The 19711-nt window shown below is 71.2% G+C and carries 14 protein-coding genes; 5 read left to right on the top strand and 9 right to left on the bottom strand.

The window, feature by feature from the left end; all coding sequences use genetic code 11:
• Positions 1 to 10: 10 nt before the first annotated feature.
• On the top strand, positions 11 to 1216 hold the full coding sequence (locus FIC82_RS09165) for an acyl-CoA dehydrogenase family protein (protein ID WP_154798347.1): 1206 nt from the start codon (positions 11 to 13) through the stop codon (positions 1214 to 1216).
• 144 nt (positions 1217 to 1360) lie between these two features.
• Entirely contained in the window at positions 1361 to 2512 is a 1152-nt protein-coding gene (locus tag FIC82_RS09160; RefSeq protein WP_154798346.1) for a trans-sulfuration enzyme family protein, read from the top strand.
• A gap of 19 nt (positions 2513 to 2531) precedes the next feature.
• Here FIC82_RS09160 and FIC82_RS09155 read toward each other — a convergent pair whose 3' ends face one another.
• Complete coding sequence (locus tag FIC82_RS09155) at positions 2532 to 2873, bottom strand: hypothetical protein (protein WP_154798345.1); 342 nt, start codon at positions 2871 to 2873, stop codon at positions 2532 to 2534.
• Positions 2874 to 3048: 175 nt separating this feature from the next.
• Between FIC82_RS09155 and FIC82_RS09150 the strand changes: the two genes are divergently transcribed.
• Complete coding sequence (locus FIC82_RS09150) at positions 3049 to 3768, top strand: AMIN-like domain-containing (lipo)protein (RefSeq protein WP_253691661.1); 720 nt, start codon at positions 3049 to 3051, stop codon at positions 3766 to 3768.
• A 36-nt stretch (positions 3769 to 3804) separates the two neighbouring features.
• On the opposite strand, the gene FIC82_RS09145 is transcribed toward FIC82_RS09150, so the two are convergent.
• The 7 genes from FIC82_RS09145 to rnhA all read right to left on the bottom strand — a co-directional run bounded on the left by FIC82_RS09145 (position 3805) and on the right by rnhA (position 10911).
• Positions 3805 to 4869 (bottom strand): NAD(P)H-dependent glycerol-3-phosphate dehydrogenase, encoded by a 1065-nt coding sequence (locus tag FIC82_RS09145; RefSeq protein WP_154800032.1) that lies wholly within the window; start codon positions 4867 to 4869, stop codon positions 3805 to 3807.
• Positions 4870 to 4883: 14 nt separating this feature from the next.
• Positions 4884 to 5609, bottom strand: a complete 726-nt coding sequence (locus FIC82_RS09140; protein ID WP_168731657.1) for a lysophospholipid acyltransferase family protein — start codon at positions 5607 to 5609, stop codon at positions 4884 to 4886.
• Between the two features lie 32 nt (positions 5610 to 5641).
• Positions 5642 to 6247 carry a response regulator transcription factor gene (locus FIC82_RS09135; protein WP_168731656.1) on the bottom strand — a complete coding sequence of 202 codons (606 nt, stop codon included), beginning with the start codon at positions 6245 to 6247 and terminating at the stop codon, positions 5642 to 5644.
• Positions 6244 to 7545, bottom strand: coding sequence for a sensor histidine kinase (locus FIC82_RS09130; protein ID WP_154798344.1), 1302 nt, complete (start codon positions 7543 to 7545; stop codon positions 6244 to 6246). Before FIC82_RS09130 ends, FIC82_RS09135 begins: the two co-directional genes overlap by 4 nt.
• 93 nt (positions 7546 to 7638) lie before the next feature.
• Positions 7639 to 8955 carry a UDP-N-acetylglucosamine 1-carboxyvinyltransferase gene (murA, locus tag FIC82_RS09125; RefSeq protein WP_154798343.1) on the bottom strand — a complete coding sequence of 439 codons (1317 nt, stop codon included), beginning with the start codon at positions 8953 to 8955 and terminating at the stop codon, positions 7639 to 7641.
• A gap of 258 nt (positions 8956 to 9213) precedes the next feature.
• On the bottom strand, positions 9214 to 10254 hold the full coding sequence (locus FIC82_RS09120) for an adenosine deaminase (protein ID WP_154798342.1): 1041 nt from the start codon (positions 10252 to 10254) through the stop codon (positions 9214 to 9216).
• A 219-nt stretch (positions 10255 to 10473) separates the two neighbouring features.
• Positions 10474 to 10911 (bottom strand): ribonuclease HI, encoded by a 438-nt coding sequence (gene rnhA, locus FIC82_RS09115; RefSeq protein WP_154800029.1) that lies wholly within the window; start codon positions 10909 to 10911, stop codon positions 10474 to 10476.
• A gap of 222 nt (positions 10912 to 11133) precedes the next feature.
• On the opposite strand from rnhA, the gene FIC82_RS09110 reads away from it, so the two are divergent.
• Entirely contained in the window at positions 11134 to 12198 is a 1065-nt protein-coding gene (locus tag FIC82_RS09110) for a hypothetical protein (protein WP_253691659.1), read from the top strand.
• A gap of 299 nt (positions 12199 to 12497) precedes the next feature.
• Positions 12498 to 15356, top strand: coding sequence for a glycosyl hydrolase (locus FIC82_RS09105; protein ID WP_253691657.1), 2859 nt, complete (start codon positions 12498 to 12500; stop codon positions 15354 to 15356).
• A 438-nt stretch (positions 15357 to 15794) separates the two neighbouring features.
• On the opposite strand, the gene FIC82_RS09100 is transcribed toward FIC82_RS09105, so the two are convergent.
• Positions 15795 to 19508 carry a hypothetical protein gene (locus FIC82_RS09100; RefSeq protein WP_154798341.1) on the bottom strand — a complete coding sequence of 1238 codons (3714 nt, stop codon included), beginning with the start codon at positions 19506 to 19508 and terminating at the stop codon, positions 15795 to 15797.
• Positions 19509 to 19711 lie beyond the last annotated feature (203 nt).

Here is a 19711-nt window from a genome sequence, read left to right as displayed (position 1 = left end):
AAGGCAGGCCATGCCCACGCCCGTCGCCCCGTCGTCCTCCCCCTCCTCCGTCGCTCCCCCGTTCCCCGAGCCCCGCACCCTCCTCACCGACGACCTGCTCGAGGCGGTCCGCGGCCGCGCGGCGGGCTACGACCGCGACAACGCATTCTTCGACGATGACCTCGCGGCGCTGACCGAGGCCGGGTACCTGCGCGCGCTCGTCCCCGCGTCGTTCGGCGGCGTCGGCCTCGGCCTGCGCGAGGTCGCGCACGAGCAGGCGCGGCTCGCGGGCGCGGCGCCCGCGACGGCCCTCGCGGTGAACATGCACCACGTGTGGACCGGCGTCGCGCGCTACCTGCACGAGCGCGGCGACGCCTCGCTCGACTGGCTGCTCGAGGAGGCCGGTCGCGGCGGGGTGTTCGGCTTCGGGTACTCCGAGGGCGGCAACGACCTCGTCCTGCTCGGGTCGCGCACCGAGGCGCGACCGGACGGCACGGGCGGGTACACGTTCCACGGCCGCAAGATCTTCACGTCCAACTCGCCCGCGTGGACGCGTCTCGGCGTCCTCGGGCTCGACACGGTGTCCGACGACGCCCCGCGCCTCGTGCACGCGTTCGTCGCCCGGGACGCGGGCGTCGAGGTGCTCGACGACTGGGACACGATGGGCATGCGGGCTTCCCAGTCCCGTTCCACCGTGCTCGACGGCGCGCACGCGCCCGTGGACCGGGTCGTGCGACGCCTCGCCCCCGGGCCGACGCTCGACCCGCTCGTCGTCGGGATCTTCACGACGTTCGAGACGTTGCTCGCGTCCGTCTACACGGGGATCGCGGAGCGCGCGCTCGAGCTGGGCGTCGCCGCGGCGCGCCGTCGGACGTCGATGAAGAACGACGGCGCGTCCCTCGCGCAGGACCCCGACATCCGCTGGCGCCTCGCCGACGCCGCGCTCGCGCTCGACGCGGTCTGGCCGCAGATCGACACCGTCGCGGGCGAGCTCGACGCGCTCGTGGACCGTGGGGCGGGGTGGTTCCGCGCGACCGCAGGTCTCAAGGTCCGCGCCACCGAGACGGCGAAGACGGTCGTCGACCAGATGGTGCGCGTCGCCGGCGGGTCGAGCTACTTCGCGGGCAACGAGCTCGGCCGCCTGTACCGCGACGTGCTGGCCGGGATCTTCCACCCCTCCGACGACGAGTCGGCCCACTCCACGGTCGCCCAATCCCTCCTAGGCCCGCTCACCTGACGCCCCCGCCCAGCGCCGAACAGGTGGTCCTGGCTCGTCCCCGGCTCCGGACGCACCAGGACCACCTGCTCGACCCGCCGGGATCGCCTGGTCGGTGGGCGGTCGCCCGGGGCATCCGTCGTGTCGTCGGCGTAACCTGCCGCCATGAGTGATCCGCACTCCCCCGATGCCCTGGCTCCTGCGACGGTCGCCGTCTCCGCCGGACGGCCCGAGCGCGCCCAGGGTGCGCCCGTGAACCCGCCGATCGTGCTGTCCTCGACCTACGTGTCCGAGGGTGTACAGCAGCCGGGCGAGCTCCTGTACACGCGCATGGACACCGAGACGTGGCACCCGTTCGAGGAGGCGCTCGCGGCGCTCGAGGGTGCCCCGGAGCCCGGAGTGGTGTTCGGGTCCGGCATGGCGGCGATCGCGGCCGTCTTCTCCTTCGTCCCCGCCGGTGGCAAGGTCGTGCTTCCGCGCCACGCCTACCAGGTGACCCTCGGCTTCGCGGACGACCTCGCCGCCCGCGCCGGGGTCGACGTCGTCCGGGTAGACGTCGCGGACACGGACCAGGTGCTCGACGCGCTCGACGGCGCCTCGCTCCTGCTCGTGGAGTCCCCGACGAACCCCATGCTCGAGGTCGCCGACCTGCCCGTGCTGCTCGCCGCCGCACGCGAGCGCGGTGTCCTCAGCGCCGTCGACAACACGTTCGCCACCCCCCTGGGCCAACGCCCGCTGGACCACGGCGCGGACGTCGTCGTGCACTCGGTGACCAAGTACCTCGCCGGGCACTCCGACGTCGTCCTCGGCGCGGCCGTCGCGCGGACGCCCGAGCTCGTCGCGGCCCTGCGCGCCTACCGGACGCTGCACGGCTCGATCCCCGGCCCGTTCGAGGTGTGGCTCGCGCTGCGCGGTCTGCGCACGCTCGCGCTGCGCGTCGAGCGCGCCCAGGCGAACGCCGCCGAGCTGGCCCGGCGTCTCGCCGATCACCCCGACGTCGTCGAGGTGCGTCACCCGAGCCTGCCGACCGACCCCGGGCACGAGCGGGCGACACGTCTCATGACGGGCTACGGCTCGATCCTCGGCGTCCGGCCCCGTGGCGGGGCCGCGGGCGCGGACTCCGTCGTCGGTGCCGTGCGCCTCTGGGTCCCGGCGACGAGCCTCGGCGGCGTCGAGTCGAGCCTCGAACGGCGACGCCGCTTCGCGACCGAGTCGCTCACGGTACCCGAGGACCTCCTGCGGCTCTCCGTCGGCATCGAGGACGTCGAGGACCTCTGGCGCGACCTCGACCGGGCACTACGGACGTCGGCGGGCTGACCTCACCCGGACAGGACGGCTACCGCTCGCTCGCGTCCCGGCGCTCGGGAACCGCCGCCTCCCCCGGCACGTAGAGCACGCCCTCCTCGAGGTCGACGTCGAACGGGCGGCCCTCGGCGGGCCGCTGCGCGATGTCGAGTCGCTGCCGCTCCTTCTCCTCGGTCACGTGCGTGCGGCTCGGCTGGAAGATCTCGACGATCTCACCGAACATGCCCGACGACGCGCTCTCCCCCGCACCCGCGTCTCGCCGCGCACGAGCCTCGGCCCCGGACGTGAACCGCGTGATCCCGACGACGAGCAGCACCGTGAGCGCGACCACGACGAGCACCCCGCCCGCCTGCGTGCCGATCCCCTGCAGCATGGACCGAGCGTACGCCGACGGCTCGTCACGACGCGGGCGAGGTGGGTTCCCGGGAGTCCGGACCGGGCCGCCCGGGCCATCCACGACGCCGCCGAGACCCGACGGTGACCGGACCGGGACCGGACCGTGGCCCGCCCGCCGCGCGAGCGTGACCTGCGGTTTCTACGATCGGGGCATGACGACACGACGAGCGCGGGGCGGCAGTGACGGACGGGATCGACTCCTGAGCGCGACGGCACCACGACGGGTAGCGGCTGCCGCCGCGGGCATGCTGGTGCTGACGCTCGCCGCGTGCACCCCGGGCGGCACGGACGACTCCCCGGCGCCGTCGGGCACCACGACGAGCCCGTCGCCGAGCCCCACGGACCCACCGACCGACGCGCCGAGCGAGAGCCCGACGGACGACGGGTCGACGCCCGCCGACGACGGGGCCGAGGCGCCGCTCCCGTTCCCCGCGAACACGGACGCCGACACCCAGGACCCGTCCGCGGACGCGGCCCTCACGGTGACGGACATCCGGGTGGGTCACCACGACGGGTACGACCGGGTCGTGTTCGAGCTCGGCGGGACCGGGACGCCCGGATGGCGCGTCGAGTACGTCGACCAGCCGACCGACGATGGCAAGGGTGACGTCGTCGCGGTCGACGGCGACGCCTACCTCCAGGTCATGATCTCCGGCTCGGGCTACCCCATGGACACCGGCGTGGACGAGTACACCGAACCCAACCCGCTGCGTGCGGGCGACGACGGCGAGGTGGAGGAGGTCCTGCTGCGCGGGGTCTTCGAGGGCTACACGCAAGCGTTCGTGGGCGTCGACGACGTACGGCGCCCGTTCCGGGTGTTCTCGCTGGAGGACCCGACGCGCGTCGTCGTCGACGTCCGCGACGACGACTGACGGCGGAGCCCCGGCGCAACGGCGGCCGGGGCTCTCTCAGCGCTCCGCCGAGATCCCCTCGGCCTTCTGCGGCCGGGCGAGCAGGCCACGCGCCATCTCGTCGACGGGCATGCCCTCGTGCAGGACGGCGACGACGCCGGCCGTGATCGGCATCTCGACACCGACCTTCTCCGCGAGCTCGAGCACCGAGCGGCACGACTTGACGCCCTCGGCCGTGCCTCCGGTCGCGGCGATCGCGTCGTCGAGGCTCAGGCCCTGCCCGACGTGCTTGCCGAGCGTGTGGTTGCGCGAGAGCGGGGACGAGCACGTCGCCACGAGGTCGCCCATGCCCGCGAGGCCGGGGAACGTCTCGGCGTCGGCGCCGAGCGCGAGCCCGAGGCGGGTGATCTCCACGAGGCCCCGGGTGATGACGGTCGCCGTGGTGTTGTAGCCGAACCCGCGGCCCTGTGCGATGCCCACGGCGAGGGCGATGACGTTCTTGACCGCCCCGCACAGCTCGACCCCGACGACGTCGCGGTTCGTGTAAGGGCGGAAGTACGACGACGAGCACGCGCGCGCCACGTACCGCGCCACGTCCTCGTCGACGCACGACACGACCGTCGCCGTCGGCTGGCGGTGCGCGATCTCCCGCGCCAGGTTGGGGCCCGAGACCACGGCGACGCGCTCGGGCGGCAGCCCGAGGGACTCCGCGACGACCTCGCTCATGCGGCGGTCTGTGCTCAGCTCGACGCCCTTCATGAGCGAGACCGCGACGGCGTCGGGCTCCAGGTACGGGCGCAGTTCGGCGAGCGTCGTGCGGGCGACCTGCGAGGGGATCGCGACGACGACCAGCCCCGCCCCGGCGAGCGCGTCGCGCGCGTCGGTCGTGGCGCGGATCCCGGGAGGCAGCTCGATGCCCGGCAGCCGCTTCTCGTTGCGCCGCTCGTCGTTCACCTGCGCGGCGACCTCGGCGTCGCGCCCCCACAACCGGACCTCGCAGCCCGCGTCGGCGAGCACGGCGGCGAACGTCGTGCCCCAGCTCCCGGAGCCCAGGACCGCAGCGACGACGCGCTCGGGGGTGGGCGCCCCGTCCGTCCCGACCGGCACCGGGCTGATCTCCATGGTGCGGTCCCCGCTCACCGGCGCCCCTCCGAGCCCGGGTTGTGGCGCATGTCGAAGCGCTCCACGGGCGCCTTCGCACCGCGGATCTCCTCGAGCTGGCTCGTGATCGCCGCCATGATGCGCTCGGTCGCCTCGCGCAGCGTCGCGGTGTCCTGCGGGCGGTCGTACAGGTCGGACAGGTCGACGGGCGGCCCGGCATGGACGGCAACCCGCTTGGGCGGGATCGGCTTGAACACCTTGCCGTACGGCGCGAGGAGCTGCTCGGCGCCCCACTGCGCGATAGGCACGACGGGAGCGCGGCTCGTCAGCGCGAGGCGCGCGACGCCGGTCTTGCCGACCATCGGCCACCCGTCCGGGTCCCGAGTCAGCGTGCCCTCGGGGAAGAACACCACGCACTCGCCCTCGGCGAGGCGTGCCGTCGAATCGACGAGCGACTGCGCGGCGCCCGCGGTGCCCCGGTGGACGGGGATCATGCCCGTGCGGCGCAGGATGCCCCCGAGGACGGGCACCGTGAACAACGACGCCTTGGCCGTGATCTTCGGCGCGCGACCCTGGTCGTAGAGGAAGTGCGCGAGCGTCACGGGGTCGACCTCCGTGACGTGGTTCGCCGCGGCGATGAAGCCGGTCGGGGGCAGGTTCTCCGCGCCACGCCAGTCACGGCGGGTGATCGCGAAGAGGATCGGGCGCAGGAGGAACGCGAGGTTCTTGTACGCGCGCGGGGTCTCGGGCAGGCTCGGCACGGTCACCGAGCCTACCGGGCGCGATCCGCCGCTCAGATCCAGCCGTGCCGTCGCGCCGCGTGCGCCGCCTCGTGACGGTTCGCCGCCCCGAGCTTCGCCGCGGCCGACGACAGGTAGTTGCGGACCGTCCCCGGGGCGAGATGGGCGCGCGTCGCGATCTCCTCGACCGGGGCACCGCCCGCCGCGAGCTCCAGCACGTCCGCCTCCCGCGGGGTGAGCGGGCTCGCTCCCGCGGCGATCGCCTCGGCGGCGAGCTCCGGGTCGACGTACCGACCGCCGTCGTGCACCTGCCGCACGACCTCCGCGAGGACCCGCGACGAGACGGTCTTGGGCAGGAACCCGCGGGCACCCGCCTCGAGGGCCCGCTTCAGGTAGCCGGGGCGACCATGGCTCGTGACGATCACCACACCGCACGACGGGAGGTCGTGCGCGAGGCGTTGCGCCACCTCGACGCCGTCGAGCCCGGGCATCTGGAGGTCGAGCACGGCGACGTCGGGCTCGAGCTTGAGCGCGGCCGCGACGGCCTCCGTGCCCGACGCCGCCTGGGCGACGACCTCGAGGTCGTCCTCGAGGGCCAGGAGGGACGCGACCGCGTCGCGGATGAGGTTCTCGTCGTCGGCGAGCAGGATGCGGATCACGCGCGGGTGGTCCTCTCGGTGGTGGGGGCAGGTAGCTCGCGTGCGGGCGCTCGTCCCGGCGCCCCACGTGCCGCGCCGTCGTCGGGCACGCTCGCCACCAGTCCGAAGCGACCGGCGTCGGCCCACGTCTCGAGCCGCCCCCCTGCCCCCTCGAGGCGCTCGGCGAGCCCGAGGAGGCCGGACCCCGCACCCGACCTCGGTGTCGTCGGCACGCCGTCGTTGACGACCTCGACGACGCTCGTGGCGCCGTCGCGGTGGACCGTGATGGTGCAGGTGCTCGCGGTCGAGTGCCGCACCACGTTCGTCACGGCCTCGCGGACCGCCCACGCGAGCGCCTCCTGCGCCTCCTGGCCCACCGGTGTCTCGTCGCCGTGGACGGTCGTCTCGATCCCCGCCGACCGCAGGACGGAGCGGGCGCCCGCGAGCTCCGCTCCGAGGTCGGCGGAACGGTAGCCGGCGACGACGGCGCGTACCTCGCGCAGCGCGTCCTGGGCGATGCGCCGGACCTCCAGCATCTGCTCCTCCGCGCCCGGACGGCCGCGCGCCGCGAGCTCGGCAGCGAGCTCGCTCTTCACGGCAACGACGGACAGCGTGCGCCCGAAGACGTCGTGCAGGTCGCGCGAGAAGCGCAGCCGCTCCTCCGCGACGGCGAGGCGGGCGTGGAGCACGCGCGTGCGTTCCTGCTCCCACACGACCCCGAGCATCCACACCGACGCGCGGTAGGAACCGAGGACCGCGACGAGCATCACCGCGCCCGAGACACCCATCCCCACCGCGAAGCCGACGGTCGTCGAAGTGACCCCCGTCCCGACCCAGGCCGAGCAGCCCGTGACCGCGGCGACGAGCAGGGCGACGAGCACCAGACGACGGAAGGTGAGCAGGGGGGTGACCGCGAGCGTCCCGAACCCGAGCCCCATCAGGACCGCGTAGTAGCGCGAGCTGTCCGGGATGCCGTCGGCCGACGTCACCGGGAACGTCCACATGCCCAGGGTCGCGACGGCGACGGAGAGCACGCAGAGCGGGACCAGCAGGACGGCCCGGACGTTCGGCCCGCCGAGGAAGTGCACGATCCCGGCACGCAGCGTGAGGATGCAGACCACGGTCTGCGCGAGGACGAGCGCGAGCCACGGCAGGACGAGCGACGGGACGAACGAGGGGTCCGAGCCGACGACGGCGAGCGCGAGGAAAGGCGCGAAGCCCGACAGCAGGTAGAGCGACCAGCGCGTGTACGCGTCGAACCGTTCCGGAGCCGTGCGGCCGCTCCACACCTCGAGGAACGTGCGAGGGCGGGTGATCACGACGCCCAGCCTCGCACGCGCAGGGCGTGCGAGGCCGTGACAGTCGTCATGAGGTGGGCGCCGCCGACGTGGCGGCTCGCCCGCGGCACCCGCTCAGCCGCGGCGCACGTCGGCGCCGAGCGCGACGAGCTTGTCCTGGAAGTTCTCGTAGCCGCGGTCGATGAGGCTGATGCCGCGCACGGTCGAGGTGCCCTTCGCCGCGAGCGCGGCGATGAGGTGGGAGAAGCCGCCGCGCAGGTCGGGGACCTCGATGTCGGCCGCGGCCAGCGGCGTCGGGCCGGAGATCACCGCGGAGTGGTGGAAGTTGCGCTGCCCGAACCGGCAGTCGCGCCCGCCGAGGCACTCCTTGTAGACCTGGATGGTCGCGCCCATGCCGCGCAGGGCGTCGGTGAAGCCGAACCGGTTCTCGTACACCGTCTCGTGCACGATCGACAGGCCCTTGGCCTGGGTCAGCGCGACGACGAGCGGCTGCTGCCAGTCGGTCATGAAGCCGGGGTGCACGTCGGTCTCGAGCACGATCGGGTCGAGGTCGCCGCCCGGGTGCCAGAACCGGATGCCGTCGTCCTGCACGTCGAACCGGCCGCCGACCTTGCGGAACGTGTTGAGGAAGGTCATCATCTCGGGCTGGGTGGCGCCCTTGACGGTGATGTCGCCGCCAGTGGCGAGCGCGGCCGACGCCCAGGACGCCGCCTCGATGCGGTCACCGAGCGCAGTGTGGGTGTACCCGTCGAGGCGGTCCACGCCCTCGATGCGGATCACGCGGTCGGTGTCGACCGAGATGATCGCGCCCATCTTCTGCAGCACCGCGATGAGGTCCACGATCTCAGGCTCGATCGCGGCGTTGGCCAGCTCCGTGATGCCCTCGGCGCGCACGGCCGTGAGCAGCGTCTGCTCGGTCGCGCCCACCGACGGGTACGGCAGCGCGATCTTGGTGCCCTGGAGACGGCGCGGGGCGCGGATGTGGATCCCGTTCTCGCGCTTGTCCACGACGGCGCCGAACTGGCGCAGGATGTCGAGGTGGTAGTTGATCGGCCGGTCGCCGATCCGGCACCCGCCGAGGTCGGGGATGAACGCCTCGCCCAGGCGGTGCAGCAGCGGGCCGCAGAACAGGATCGGGATCCGGCTCGAGCCCGCGTGCGCGTCGATGTCCGCGACGTGCGCCGACTCGACGTTGGAGGGGTCCAGGTCGAGGATCCCCGCGTCCGGGTCGGACTTCACCGCCACACCGTGCAGCTCCAGCAGCCCCGTCACGACGCCGACGTCGCGGATCTGCGGCACGTTGCGCAGCACGCTCGGCGACTCCCCCAGCAACGACGCCACCATCGCCTTGGACACGAAGTTCTTCGCGCCCCGCACGGTGATCGTCCCGTCCAGCGGGGTCCCGCCGTTGACGTACAGCACATCCTTCATGAGCTCTGGTCGCCCTCTCGCCAAGCCGATGGTCCGTGGTGCCCTGCGGGGCCGGGCCCGCGCGTCGGGCCGCGGACGGCTCGTCCGCGGGCACGGGACCCGAGTGCGCCAACATGCGGCACCCGGAGATTATTCACCCACTGCGGGCATGCTCACCGCCATCCGGGCGGCGGCGGCCGTCCCCGACACGTTACTCCCCGGTACGCCTGCCCGTGCCGGTGGCTCGTGGGCCGAGACACGAGCAGGCGTCCGGCACCGTCAGACGCCGGTCGTGTCGAACCCCGCGACGTACCTGTCGATCTCTGCGAGGTATGCGGCCCGCTGGGCCTCGCCCAGCCACGACGCCTCGAACGAGTTGCGCGCGAGCTGCACGACCTCCTCGGTGCTGAGCCCCGCCGCGTCCGCGAGCGCCACGTAGTTGTCGGCCACGTAGCCGCCGAAGTACGCCGGGTCGTCGGAGTTCACCGTCACCCGCACGCCCGAGCGCAGGAGCCCGGCGATCTCGGTCGCCTTCATGTCGTCGGTGACGAACGAGTTGGAGATCGGGCAGCAGGTGAGGCCCAGCCCGCGCTCGCGCACGACGTCGACGAGCGCGGGGTCCTCGACGACGTTCGTGCCGTGGTCGACGCGGTCCACGCCGATCTCGTCGAGCACGGTGCGGATGTTGTCGATGCTGCCGACCTGGTCGATGTCGCAGTGCATCGTCAGCCGGTAGCCGAGCTCACGAGCGCGCGCGAAGACCTCGGCGAACTTCTGCGGCGGGTTGTCGCGCTCGTCCGAGTCGAGCCCGACCCCGAGGATCTTGTCCCGGAACGGCACCGACGCCTCGAGCGTCTCGGCCGCACTCTCGGCCGACAGGTCGCGCAGGAAGCACAGGATGAGGTGCGCGTCGATCCCGTGCTTGTCCGGCGCCTCGGACGCCGCCCGGTGATACCCGGTCACGACGGCCTCGAACGGCACCCCGCGCGACGTGTGCGCCTGCGGGTCGAAGAACATCTCGACGTGCTTCACCCCGTCGGCGGCTGCGCGCGCGAGGTACGCGTCCGCGAGGTCGTAGAAGTCGTCCGCGGCCTGCAGCACCTCCATCGCCGGGTAGTACACGGCGAGGAAGCTCGTCAGCGAGTCGAACGCGTACGTCGCGCGCACCTCCTCGACCGTCGACTGGCCGATGTCGATCCCGTTCTTCTGCGCGAGGCGCAGCTTGAGGTCGGGCTCGAGCGTCCCCTCGAGGTGCAGGTGCAACTCGGCCTTCGGCAGGCCGGTGACGAACTCGCGCGTGGGCGTCGTGGGCGCAGGCATGGGTCTCCTTCTCGTCGGTGTCCCCCGACCCATCCTCTCCCCGCCCGACGCCGTGCCGCACCACCGCTCGTCACGCTGCTCGGAGCGGACGCCACCACCACCCGGGCGACCACGACCTACGTCGCGGTCATGCTCGCGCTCGTCGGGTCGACCGTCCACGACCTCGTGCTGGACGTCCTGTTCGTGCCCGTCGTGCTGCTCGGCAACCACTGGTACCGCTCAGGAAGGACGCGCACCGTCCCGCACGAGGTCGACCCCACGGTTCGCCAGCTGGTCGGCGCGTTCGTTGCCGGGGTCCCCGGCGTGCCCCTTGACCCAGACCCAGCGCACCTCGTGCCGCGCTACCTCGGCGTCGAGCGCCTGCCACAGCTCGACGTTCTTGACCGGCTTCTTGTCCTTGGTACGCCAGCCGTTGCGCTTCCAGCCTGCGATCCACGACCGCATGCCGTTCATGACGTACGAGGAGTCGACGTGGAGGGTGACGTCGCACGGCCGGGTGAGCGCACGCAGCCCCTCGATGACGGCGGTCAGCTCCATCCGGTTGTTCGTGGTCGCGGGATCCCCGCCGAAGAGCTCCTTCTCACGCCCCTTCGAGCGCATGAGCACTCCCCACCCGCCCGGACCGGGGTTGCCCTTGCACGCGCCGTCGGTCCACATCTCGACGACGGTCAGGGTGCCCGTGCGGGCGGCCCCGTTGGAGCCGGTCGTGGTCACGAGGTCGGGTTCGACATCAAGCACGGCTCCACCTTAGGGGGCTCCGTCGTCGAAGCGTGCCACGCACCGGTCGCTTGGCGATCCGCATTATCGTCTTGCCCCCTGCGCTTCCCGGACCCGAGCATCGTCCTGCCGTATCACCCGCACTCTCACCGTGGAGTCAGCATGACGGACGAACACCGCTCCCCCGGCACGACACCGAACCCTTGGGACCCGGCGTCCTCCGCTGCGCTCCCGGGCGCCTCGGCGCCGCTGAGCCGCCGGAGCCTCCTGCGGGGCGCCGTGGTCCTGGGCGCCGCGACGGCGACCGGCGGTCTGCTCGACCTCGCGGGCGCCTCCCCCGCGCAAGCCGCCGTGCCCGGCTTCCCGACGTTCAGCTACCTCGGCCAGCCGCTCGACAAGAGCCGGCTGCGGTACAACCCGACGAACGAGCTGATCTTCCCCTCCGTCCGCCACGTCGCCGGACGCGTGACGAACCCGCTCGGCCGCTGGTACATGTACTACGCGCCCCACGACGCACCCGGCGGGATCTGCCTCGCCTACGCGGACTCGGTGACGGGTCCCTGGCGCGAGTACGACGCGAACCCGATCATCCCGCGCACCTGGGCGAGCTTCGACGTCAGCCACGTCTCCAGCCCGGACGCCTTCTGGAACCCCGCCGACGGCAGGATCTACCTGTTCTTCCACGGCGAGAACCACACGACCCGGGTCGCGAGCTCCGCCGACGGCCGGAGCTTCACCTACCACAACCGGGTCGTAGGCACCTCCATGCTTCCCGGCGTGAGCGAGACCTCCTACGCCCGGGTCTTCCCGCACCCGACCCGGTCCGACATGTACATCATGCTGTTCATGGGCAACCACGGCGGCACCCGCAAGATCTACATCGGCTGGTCGAGCTCGCTGACGTCCGGCTGGCAGGTCAAGCCGGAGCCGCTCATCTCCCCGAGCGCCGGAGAGGGCGGTCAGCTCTCGGGGGCGCACTACTGGTCGCGCAACGGCGGCGGGCACGTCGTCTACCACTCCGGCTCGGGGAACATCCACGTCGCCCGGGTCGGCACCGGCTTCGACCGCGAGGACCACCTCGGGGTGCTGTACGACGCACGGTCGGGGGCGCCGGACGCCGGGCGGGCCGCCGCGCCGTCGTTCGTCGAGGTCGACGGACGGCTGCACATGTTCTACGAGGCGGGCCAGCGCGGCTCCACGAACATCGCCCTGGCCCGCGCCAGCTGAAGCAGGGAGCCTGTGCCGGGCCTCCCGACGAGGTCCGGCACCTTGCTGCGACCCCCTTGCGTGGCCGCGAGAAGGCCCTACAGTGAGGCGTGGGAGCGCTCCCAGAGAGCGTTTGCTCCCGGCCTGGCAGCGACGCCAGGTCACGGAGCGCGGGACGACGAGGTGCCGCGCGTGACCCACCGAGGTGAGACGTCGTGCCCGACGACACAGCACGCACACCCCTGCCCGCCCTGCGCTCCGCGGTGGCTCCACCCCCGCTCGGGACCGACCGGCGTCGGGCCCGAGGACGAGGCCGGCTCGTGGCCTCCGCACTCGCTGCGGCCCTCGCCGCGGGCGGCCTGGCCGCGGTGCAGGCGACGACCGCGGCGGCCGACACGGTCCCCGTCGGGTCGGGCAGCTACACGACCGACCCGGTCGGCCCGACGCCGGAGGCGTGCGCCGCGGTCGAGGCGGACCCGCGCGCGTTCGTGACCGACGACGCGCCGAGCACGCCGCTGCCGACCAACGACTGGTGGACCTCGCTCGCGTACAAGAAGCTCGACTGCGCCTGGAGCGCGCCGCTGCACGCGCACCCGGCGTCGTACCAGCCGGGGCCGCAGGGCCTCGGCATCTCGTACACGACCACGCCCGCCATCTCAGGCACCAGCACGGGGGTCTCCGAGTATCACTTCCCGTACGTCGAGGACCTGCGCGCCGGGGTGACGGGACTGGCCGCGCCGCACGTCGCCGTCGACGACTGGACCGACTGGACGGTGTCCCCGATCTGGGACGACGGCGCGCGCACGCTGCGCGCGACGATCGGCCACGGCCTCCCGTTCGCGTGGTTCGAGGCGACCGGCGGCGACGCGGTCCTCACCGCGAGCGCCACGCCGGACGTCTGGTTGTCCGACGGCGCGCGGCTTGGCCTGTCGGTAAACGGCCACGACTACGTCGCGTTCGCCCCGCCCGGGGCGTCGTGGACGCGCTCGGGCACGACCTTCACGGCGCCGCTCGGCGGCGACGGCTTCTTCTCGGTCGCGGTCCTGCCCGACGGCGACGCGTCCTCGCGCGCCGACCTCGCCGACGTCTTCGCGGACGCCGCGTACTCCCCCGTCACCGGGACGACGGCCGACTACGCGTACGACGAGGCGACGTCGCGCGTCACGACGAGGTACGCCCTCGAGACCACGCCGTGGCCCGGGACGGGCGGCAGTGACGGGACCGTCGCTGCGCTGTACCCGCACCAGGCGGCGTACCTCGACGGCGGGCCGGCACCACTCGACGCGACCTACACGTCGGCGCGCGGGGACCTGACCGTCCTCGCGGGGATCGACGCGTTCACGACCGTCGACACGTTCCGCGGGGTGCTGCCCGAGGTCCCGGCCGTCGCGACCGGCGCCGGCGCGGACCGCGCGACCCTCGAGGGATTCCTCGACCAGGTCGCGGCCGACCCGCTCGACCAGCGCGGCAACGACACGTACTGGACCGGCAAGGCGCTCGGCCGCGCGACGCGCATCGTGGAGATCGCCGACCAGCTCGGCCGCACGGCCCAGCGCGACGCCGCGCTCGACGAGGTCCGCACGCTGCTCACCGACTGGTTCACGGCGAGCCCGGGCAAGACCGAGCGCGTCTTCGCGTACGACGCCGACTGGGGCACGCTCATCGGCTACCCGGGGTCCTACGGTTCGGACACCGAGCTCAACGACCACCACTTCCACTACGGCTACTACGTCGCGGCCGCGGCGACCCTCGCCCGGTTCGACCCGCAGTGGGCGCAGGACTACGGCGGCATGGTCGACCTGCTCGTCCGCGACGCGAACGGCTACGACCGCGACGAGACCCGGTTCCCGTACCTGCGCGACTTCGACGTCTACGCGGGCCACGACTGGGCGTCCGGGCACGGCGCGTTCGCGGCGGGCAACAACCAGGAGTCGTCGTCGGAGGGCATGAACTTCGCGGGCGCGCTCATCCAGTGGGGCGAGGCGACCGGGGACACCGCCGCCCGCGACGCGGGCATCTACCTCTACACGACGCAGTCGGCCGCGATCCAGCGGTACTGGCTCGACGCCGAGGGCACGACGTTCCCGGACGGCTTCGAGCACGAGACCGTCGGCATGGTGTGGGGCGACGGCGGTGCGTACGCGACGTGGTTCAGCGCCGAGGCGGAGATGATCCAGGGCATCAACACCCTGCCGATCACCGGCTCGCACCTGTACCTGGGGTACCACCCGGAGCGCGTGCGCGCGCTCTACGACCATCTCAAGACCGTCAACGGCGGGTCGCCGACCGTGTGGCAGGACATCCTGTGGAGCTTCCTCGCGCTGGGCGACGGAGACGCGGCGCTCGCTAACGTGCGCGGCGGGTACCCGACACCCGAGGAGGGCGAGTCCCGTGCCCACACGTTCCACTGGACGGCGAACCTCGCCGCTCTCGGCACCGTCGACACCACCGTGACGGCGGACCACCCCCTCGCCGCGACGTTCACCGACGACGGCGCTCGCACCTACGTCGCCTCGAACGTCACCGCCGACGACCTCACCGTGACGTTCTCCGACGGCACGACGCTCGACGTCGCAGCAGGCACCACCGCGACGACGGGGGCCCACACCTGGAGCGGCGGCAGCGCCACGGGTGGCCCGACCGATCCCACCGACCCGACAGACCCCACGGACCCCACGGACCCGACCGACCCGACCGATCCCACGGAGTTCACGGCGACGCTGCACCTCGGCGGGAACGGGACGCTCGGCGCCGACCCCGGCACGGCGAGCGACGTCGTCCTGGCGTCCGCGGGCGGCGCAACGCGGGACGGCACCCCGCACGACCCGGTGACGTTCGAGATCACCGACGTGACGGCGACGCACGGCGGCGGGAGCAGCGCATTCTCGCTGCCCGTCGACGCGGGTACGGCAGTGGGCCTCGCGGTCCAGGTCCGTATGAGCTACGACCTAACCGGCGACGGCACGTGGGACCGCACCGAGACATATCCCTACTTCGCGACCGACCCGGTCCCCGGACCCGAGACCTACTCCTCCGCAGGCCGGCCGGCCACCACGACGGGAACGCTCGGGAACCTCGACGGCGGCACGATCCGGCTCGAGGCATGGAGCGTCCTCGGCACGGCCACCCCCACCCTCACGACAGGCCCGACCGCCACCCTGACGGTCCCCTTCTCCTGACCCGAGAGACCCGAGGACGCACGACCGGACCGGCACCCGAAGAGGGTGCCGGTCCGGCCGTGCGTACGGGAACCAGCCGCGCGAGGGAAGCCGACACCGTCGGGCAGCGCTCCGACCCTCGAGGTGTGGGTGGCCCCGTCTACGTGGGTCGCGACCGCGGTGCGGGACGCTCGCCCATGGTGAGGTCACCGTCCGGCCACGACAGATTGAGGCAGGTGATCGGACGCGTCCGATCGGACCTACTGACTAGAAGTTAATCATTTGACGGGATCGTTGAGATTCCGTGGTTTCTGAGGGATTGATCGTGTCTCCCCCCGGCGCCACTCAGGAGGAGATACAACGCCCGCACCCGCCCTCACTTCCTCAATCCTGGACGGCTAGCGAGACGTTCGTCCTGTCCAGCGTTAATCGACCTTGCCGACCTCTTCGCCAACTGCCCTACCAGAAGTCGATACCGTCCTCGATCCTCTGCTCGCGTTCGTCCTCGCGTGCGCCATCGATGCGGTATCCACGGGCGAGGTCGCCGAACATCTCGCTCGTTCGGGGCGCGGACTCGCGGAGTTCGCGGCTGATCGCCTCGTACTTCTCCGCGAGATCGTACTCCTGCTGGCCACCGCGCCCGCGTGTAACCACGCCTCGCGCGTTGAATACTGACGTCCTGAAACCGCGAAGCATCTCATCGCCGGTCGACTCTTCTAGTGCGGCAACGATCGCACCATGTGGATATGGCTGGCCCTGTCGCGCTCTGACCCGACCCAAGACGCTGCCGAGTGAAACCATAGCGACCTCGTAGCGGTCCGAGGCCGTCGCTAGCGAACCAACATCCCCGATCCATGCCGCGAGGGTTGCCGTATCGGGCTCTTCTCCGTTGAGGCCCGTCGCGTAGCGCATCGTGTGCAGCAGGCGGAGTGCAATGTCGGCCTGGGCCTTGTCGAAGACGTGGTCCTCCTTCGCGACCGACTTGGGCCGGTAGGCGAGATTCACCAGGTGCACGAAGTCCTCGGCCGACGTTGAGGCGGCAACCTCAATCGCCAGGTGCTCGTCTTCCTCAAACTCAAGCAGTGGGAAGTACGCCCACTCCAACCGGCAGACGATGGTGCGATCGACAGACCGGTCCTTCCGAACGAGTTCGATGAGGTCACGGATCTCATGCATCAACAAGCCGGGCTCGCTGGTGGGACGTTGGCTGAGGAGGAGAAGCAGGCTCTCAATGACGAGCGCTGAGCGACTCTCTGCCGGAATGGCCTCCCGGTACAGCGCGATGGCATCGAGCGCCGTCGTGACCTGGTCATGGTCCAGCAGTTTCCGGATCACCGTCGCCACATGCGGAAAGTCCGCTCCACGCCCGAAGACCTCAAACTCGGCCCAGAACGCCTCCGCCACCTCCTCGCCCAGACGTTCTGCGTGCTCCCACGCCTCTGCCACGTCGGGGTGCGTCAGGAGCAGCCGCGCGCACAGCACGGGGTCATCGGGCAAGGACTCAGCATGTCGCAGCACGTCGGCCTTTCCCGCTCTTGCCGAGTTGACGAGGTAGCCGCGGGCGAAGTCGCCCATGCCAGGCTCATCTAGCGTCAGCAACGCCGACATCGCGGCCAGATCGGGCTCATGTTCGCTTCGTGCGAGGACCGCGCCGATCCCCCATGCGCCGTGCGGATGAGCGCGTGCCAACTCAAGCAGCCCCTCGAACCCCTCCTCCGCATGGATCTCGCTCACCGAGGATGATTGCATCCGTATGAGTGGGGAGTCCTCGCCGAGGATCTCGTCCGCGTCCAGCCCAAGGCCGAACCTGTCGCCGAAAAGCCACTCCTCGCGCTCTCGCGCGAGAACTGGTCTCAGATGCTCGACAGCGGCCTCGAGCCGCTCGAGGTAGTCAACGGGCAGAGCCCAGTCCGAGTCATGGAACTTCCGGTGGCGCCGAAGCTGGCCCTGTGTCGCCTGCCAGACCGGTGTACGGCTGGAGTGGTCGGCGGGAAGTGCCTCCAACGCGGCCACGATCTGATCGAACCCGCGAGCGCCGACGTTGTCAGCGGCCTTGACCAGGGTCACCCACAACTCCGGGTACTGGTCTGCCAGTGTGATGGCTCCGCCGACCATCGCTTCGTACACCTCGAAGACGTCTGCCCACGTGACCCGTTGCCTGTCCTCCGTCCAGGGCCGGAAGTGTGTTCGGTGGACGGTCGCGTAGGCGTGCGTCTCAGTGATGGTCTTCTCGATGATCCGCTTGGCGACTTCAGGCGCATCGCGGACGCAACGTTCGATCGCGCCGACTCGCCCAGCCGTGCCAATCGCACACTGCGGCATGGTCGGCCACAGGGCCTCGCGGACGATCCCGATGGCGGTTGGACTGCTCTTGCCCTCGACGCTTCCCTGCGCCAGATCCCGTGCCGTGTCGAGCGCACGCTCGCAGTGCTCGGGTGACCACATGAGCGACTGAAGTGACCACAGAATGGCTGTCAGGCGGGACGATCCGCCCCAGTTGAACGGCGACTGCTCCGGCGTGGACAAGGCATGCAGGTTCTCGCGGCTTCCGAGTAGATCCTGGCGAACTCGGTCCAGGATTACGTCCGGTGCAGCCTCCACGAGGAGCGTCAGAACGTCGTCGAGCGATGCCCACCTTGACGGTGCATCGTCCCATCCTTCGAGCAGCTCCCGAACCAGTTGGTCGGTCCATCCCTGGACGCTAAGGCCACCAGACAACGGCTCGGCTCCGCACTCAGAGGCGAGAACGGCGAGTGTGGTCGCCACGCTTCTGCGAGTGCGTTCGCCGTAGCGCCGGGCCTTTCCCTTGACGTTCGCGAGCCATCGCTCCTCCTCCGGGAGTTCAAGCGCCGGGTCGATCTCACCCAGTACCGACAGCGCGACGGGTCTGAACACTGCGAGATCACTTGCCACGAGGTCTGAACGCTCGATGAAGTAGCGCGCGGACTCAAGAGGCGCGGTAACCCGCCATACGTCGCCAACGTGCGAGAAGATCGGGTCGGCCGAGTTCACATCACGACTGACTTGGTCTACCGCATCATCCGCGCCGAGGTTGAGTGCGCCACGCAACAGGGCCTCATCCTCGGCATCACCCCGCTTCCAGCCTCCGAGTAGCCAGAGACGCCTGAACTGACGTTCTTGGAACTCCGGGCCCCAGAGAGAATGCGTCGCCTGGCTGCAAACGAGCCAGTAGCGGTAGAGACTCCTATGCGCCGCGGACGCGTATCGATCAGCGTCGTCGTGCGCCACGCCTTCGGCCTTGAGCAACTCCGCGAGCTCCCGCGTGCTCTGCCGCGGGAGCTCAACAGCGCACCGTCCAGAGGTGTTGATCCTGATCGCCCGATGGATGCCGAGGGGCATCAGCTCGGCCGTGTCGATCGTCGTGACGAGCACGAGCGGCTGACGAGACCTCGCGAGAAGGTCGCGTGCCGTCCCCACGTCGTCGCAGACGATCAGTCTGGACGCTTGGTCGGACAAGACGTCGAGCGCAGACGCGATGAACGCCCGTCCGTCCTCGGAACTCTGTGCCCGAACGTCGATGATCCGGTCGTCGCTGCCCAGCCAGGCGCCGAGCTGAGACTTCTGGCCGGTGCGTCCGGCAAGCACAAACTCGGGCGTCAGCGGAACCGTGAACGAGCTTCGGTATCCGGTCCACCAGTGCCCCAACGTCGCCGCTTGGACTCCGCGCCGGTTGGCGAGATCGCGGAACAGGATCGCCGACGGGGTGTCGCGGTCCAGAGCCGCCGACAGATCCTCCACGTCGTAGGCCCTGATGTCCTTCCAGACGCCCTCCGCCTTCTTCTGTGCCACCCACCGTGCTCGCCTCGGCCACGATCGCGATGTCACGGCGATGTACGTCGTCTCGGCTGGCACGACCGAGCCAGGACTGTCAGTCCGCTTCTTGTAGTCCCTGGTGGCTTTGGATCCCGGTTGAGCCTCGACTCCGAGCTCCCACACCGAGCGTCCGGCGGGTACCAGAGTCGACGACTCCGAAGCCTCAACCTCGCCGTCGTAGCCCGGGAGGCGTGCACCCTCACTTGCCGGCATGTCAAGCCAGCCGATGGACCCGTTGTCGTTCGAGATCAGGCTCCGCAGGACGCGCGGAAGATCGTAGCCCGCGCGCACCTCGCCAGACCATTCGAGGATGTCCCTGCGGTCAACCAGAAACGACATCGCCCCTCCTTGACGGACGCGCGGGAGCCACACACTGCGCGCAGACCACGCTATTCACCGATCAGTCCACCATGACGACGGCACGCTGAGCGCCTCTTCGACCAACTGCACCCATGAGTGGCCAGCCGGCTCGCGCGCGATTGGTCAGCTCCGGTCGCCTGCCACTGCTTCGACATCAGCCGCCTCAGGGGACCCTCGTGCGT

The organism is Cellulosimicrobium protaetiae (assembly GCF_009708005.2).
GTDB classification, from domain to species: domain Bacteria; phylum Actinomycetota; class Actinomycetes; order Actinomycetales; family Cellulomonadaceae; genus Cellulosimicrobium; species Cellulosimicrobium protaetiae.
This window is presented reverse-complemented; position numbering and strand designations above follow the sequence as displayed.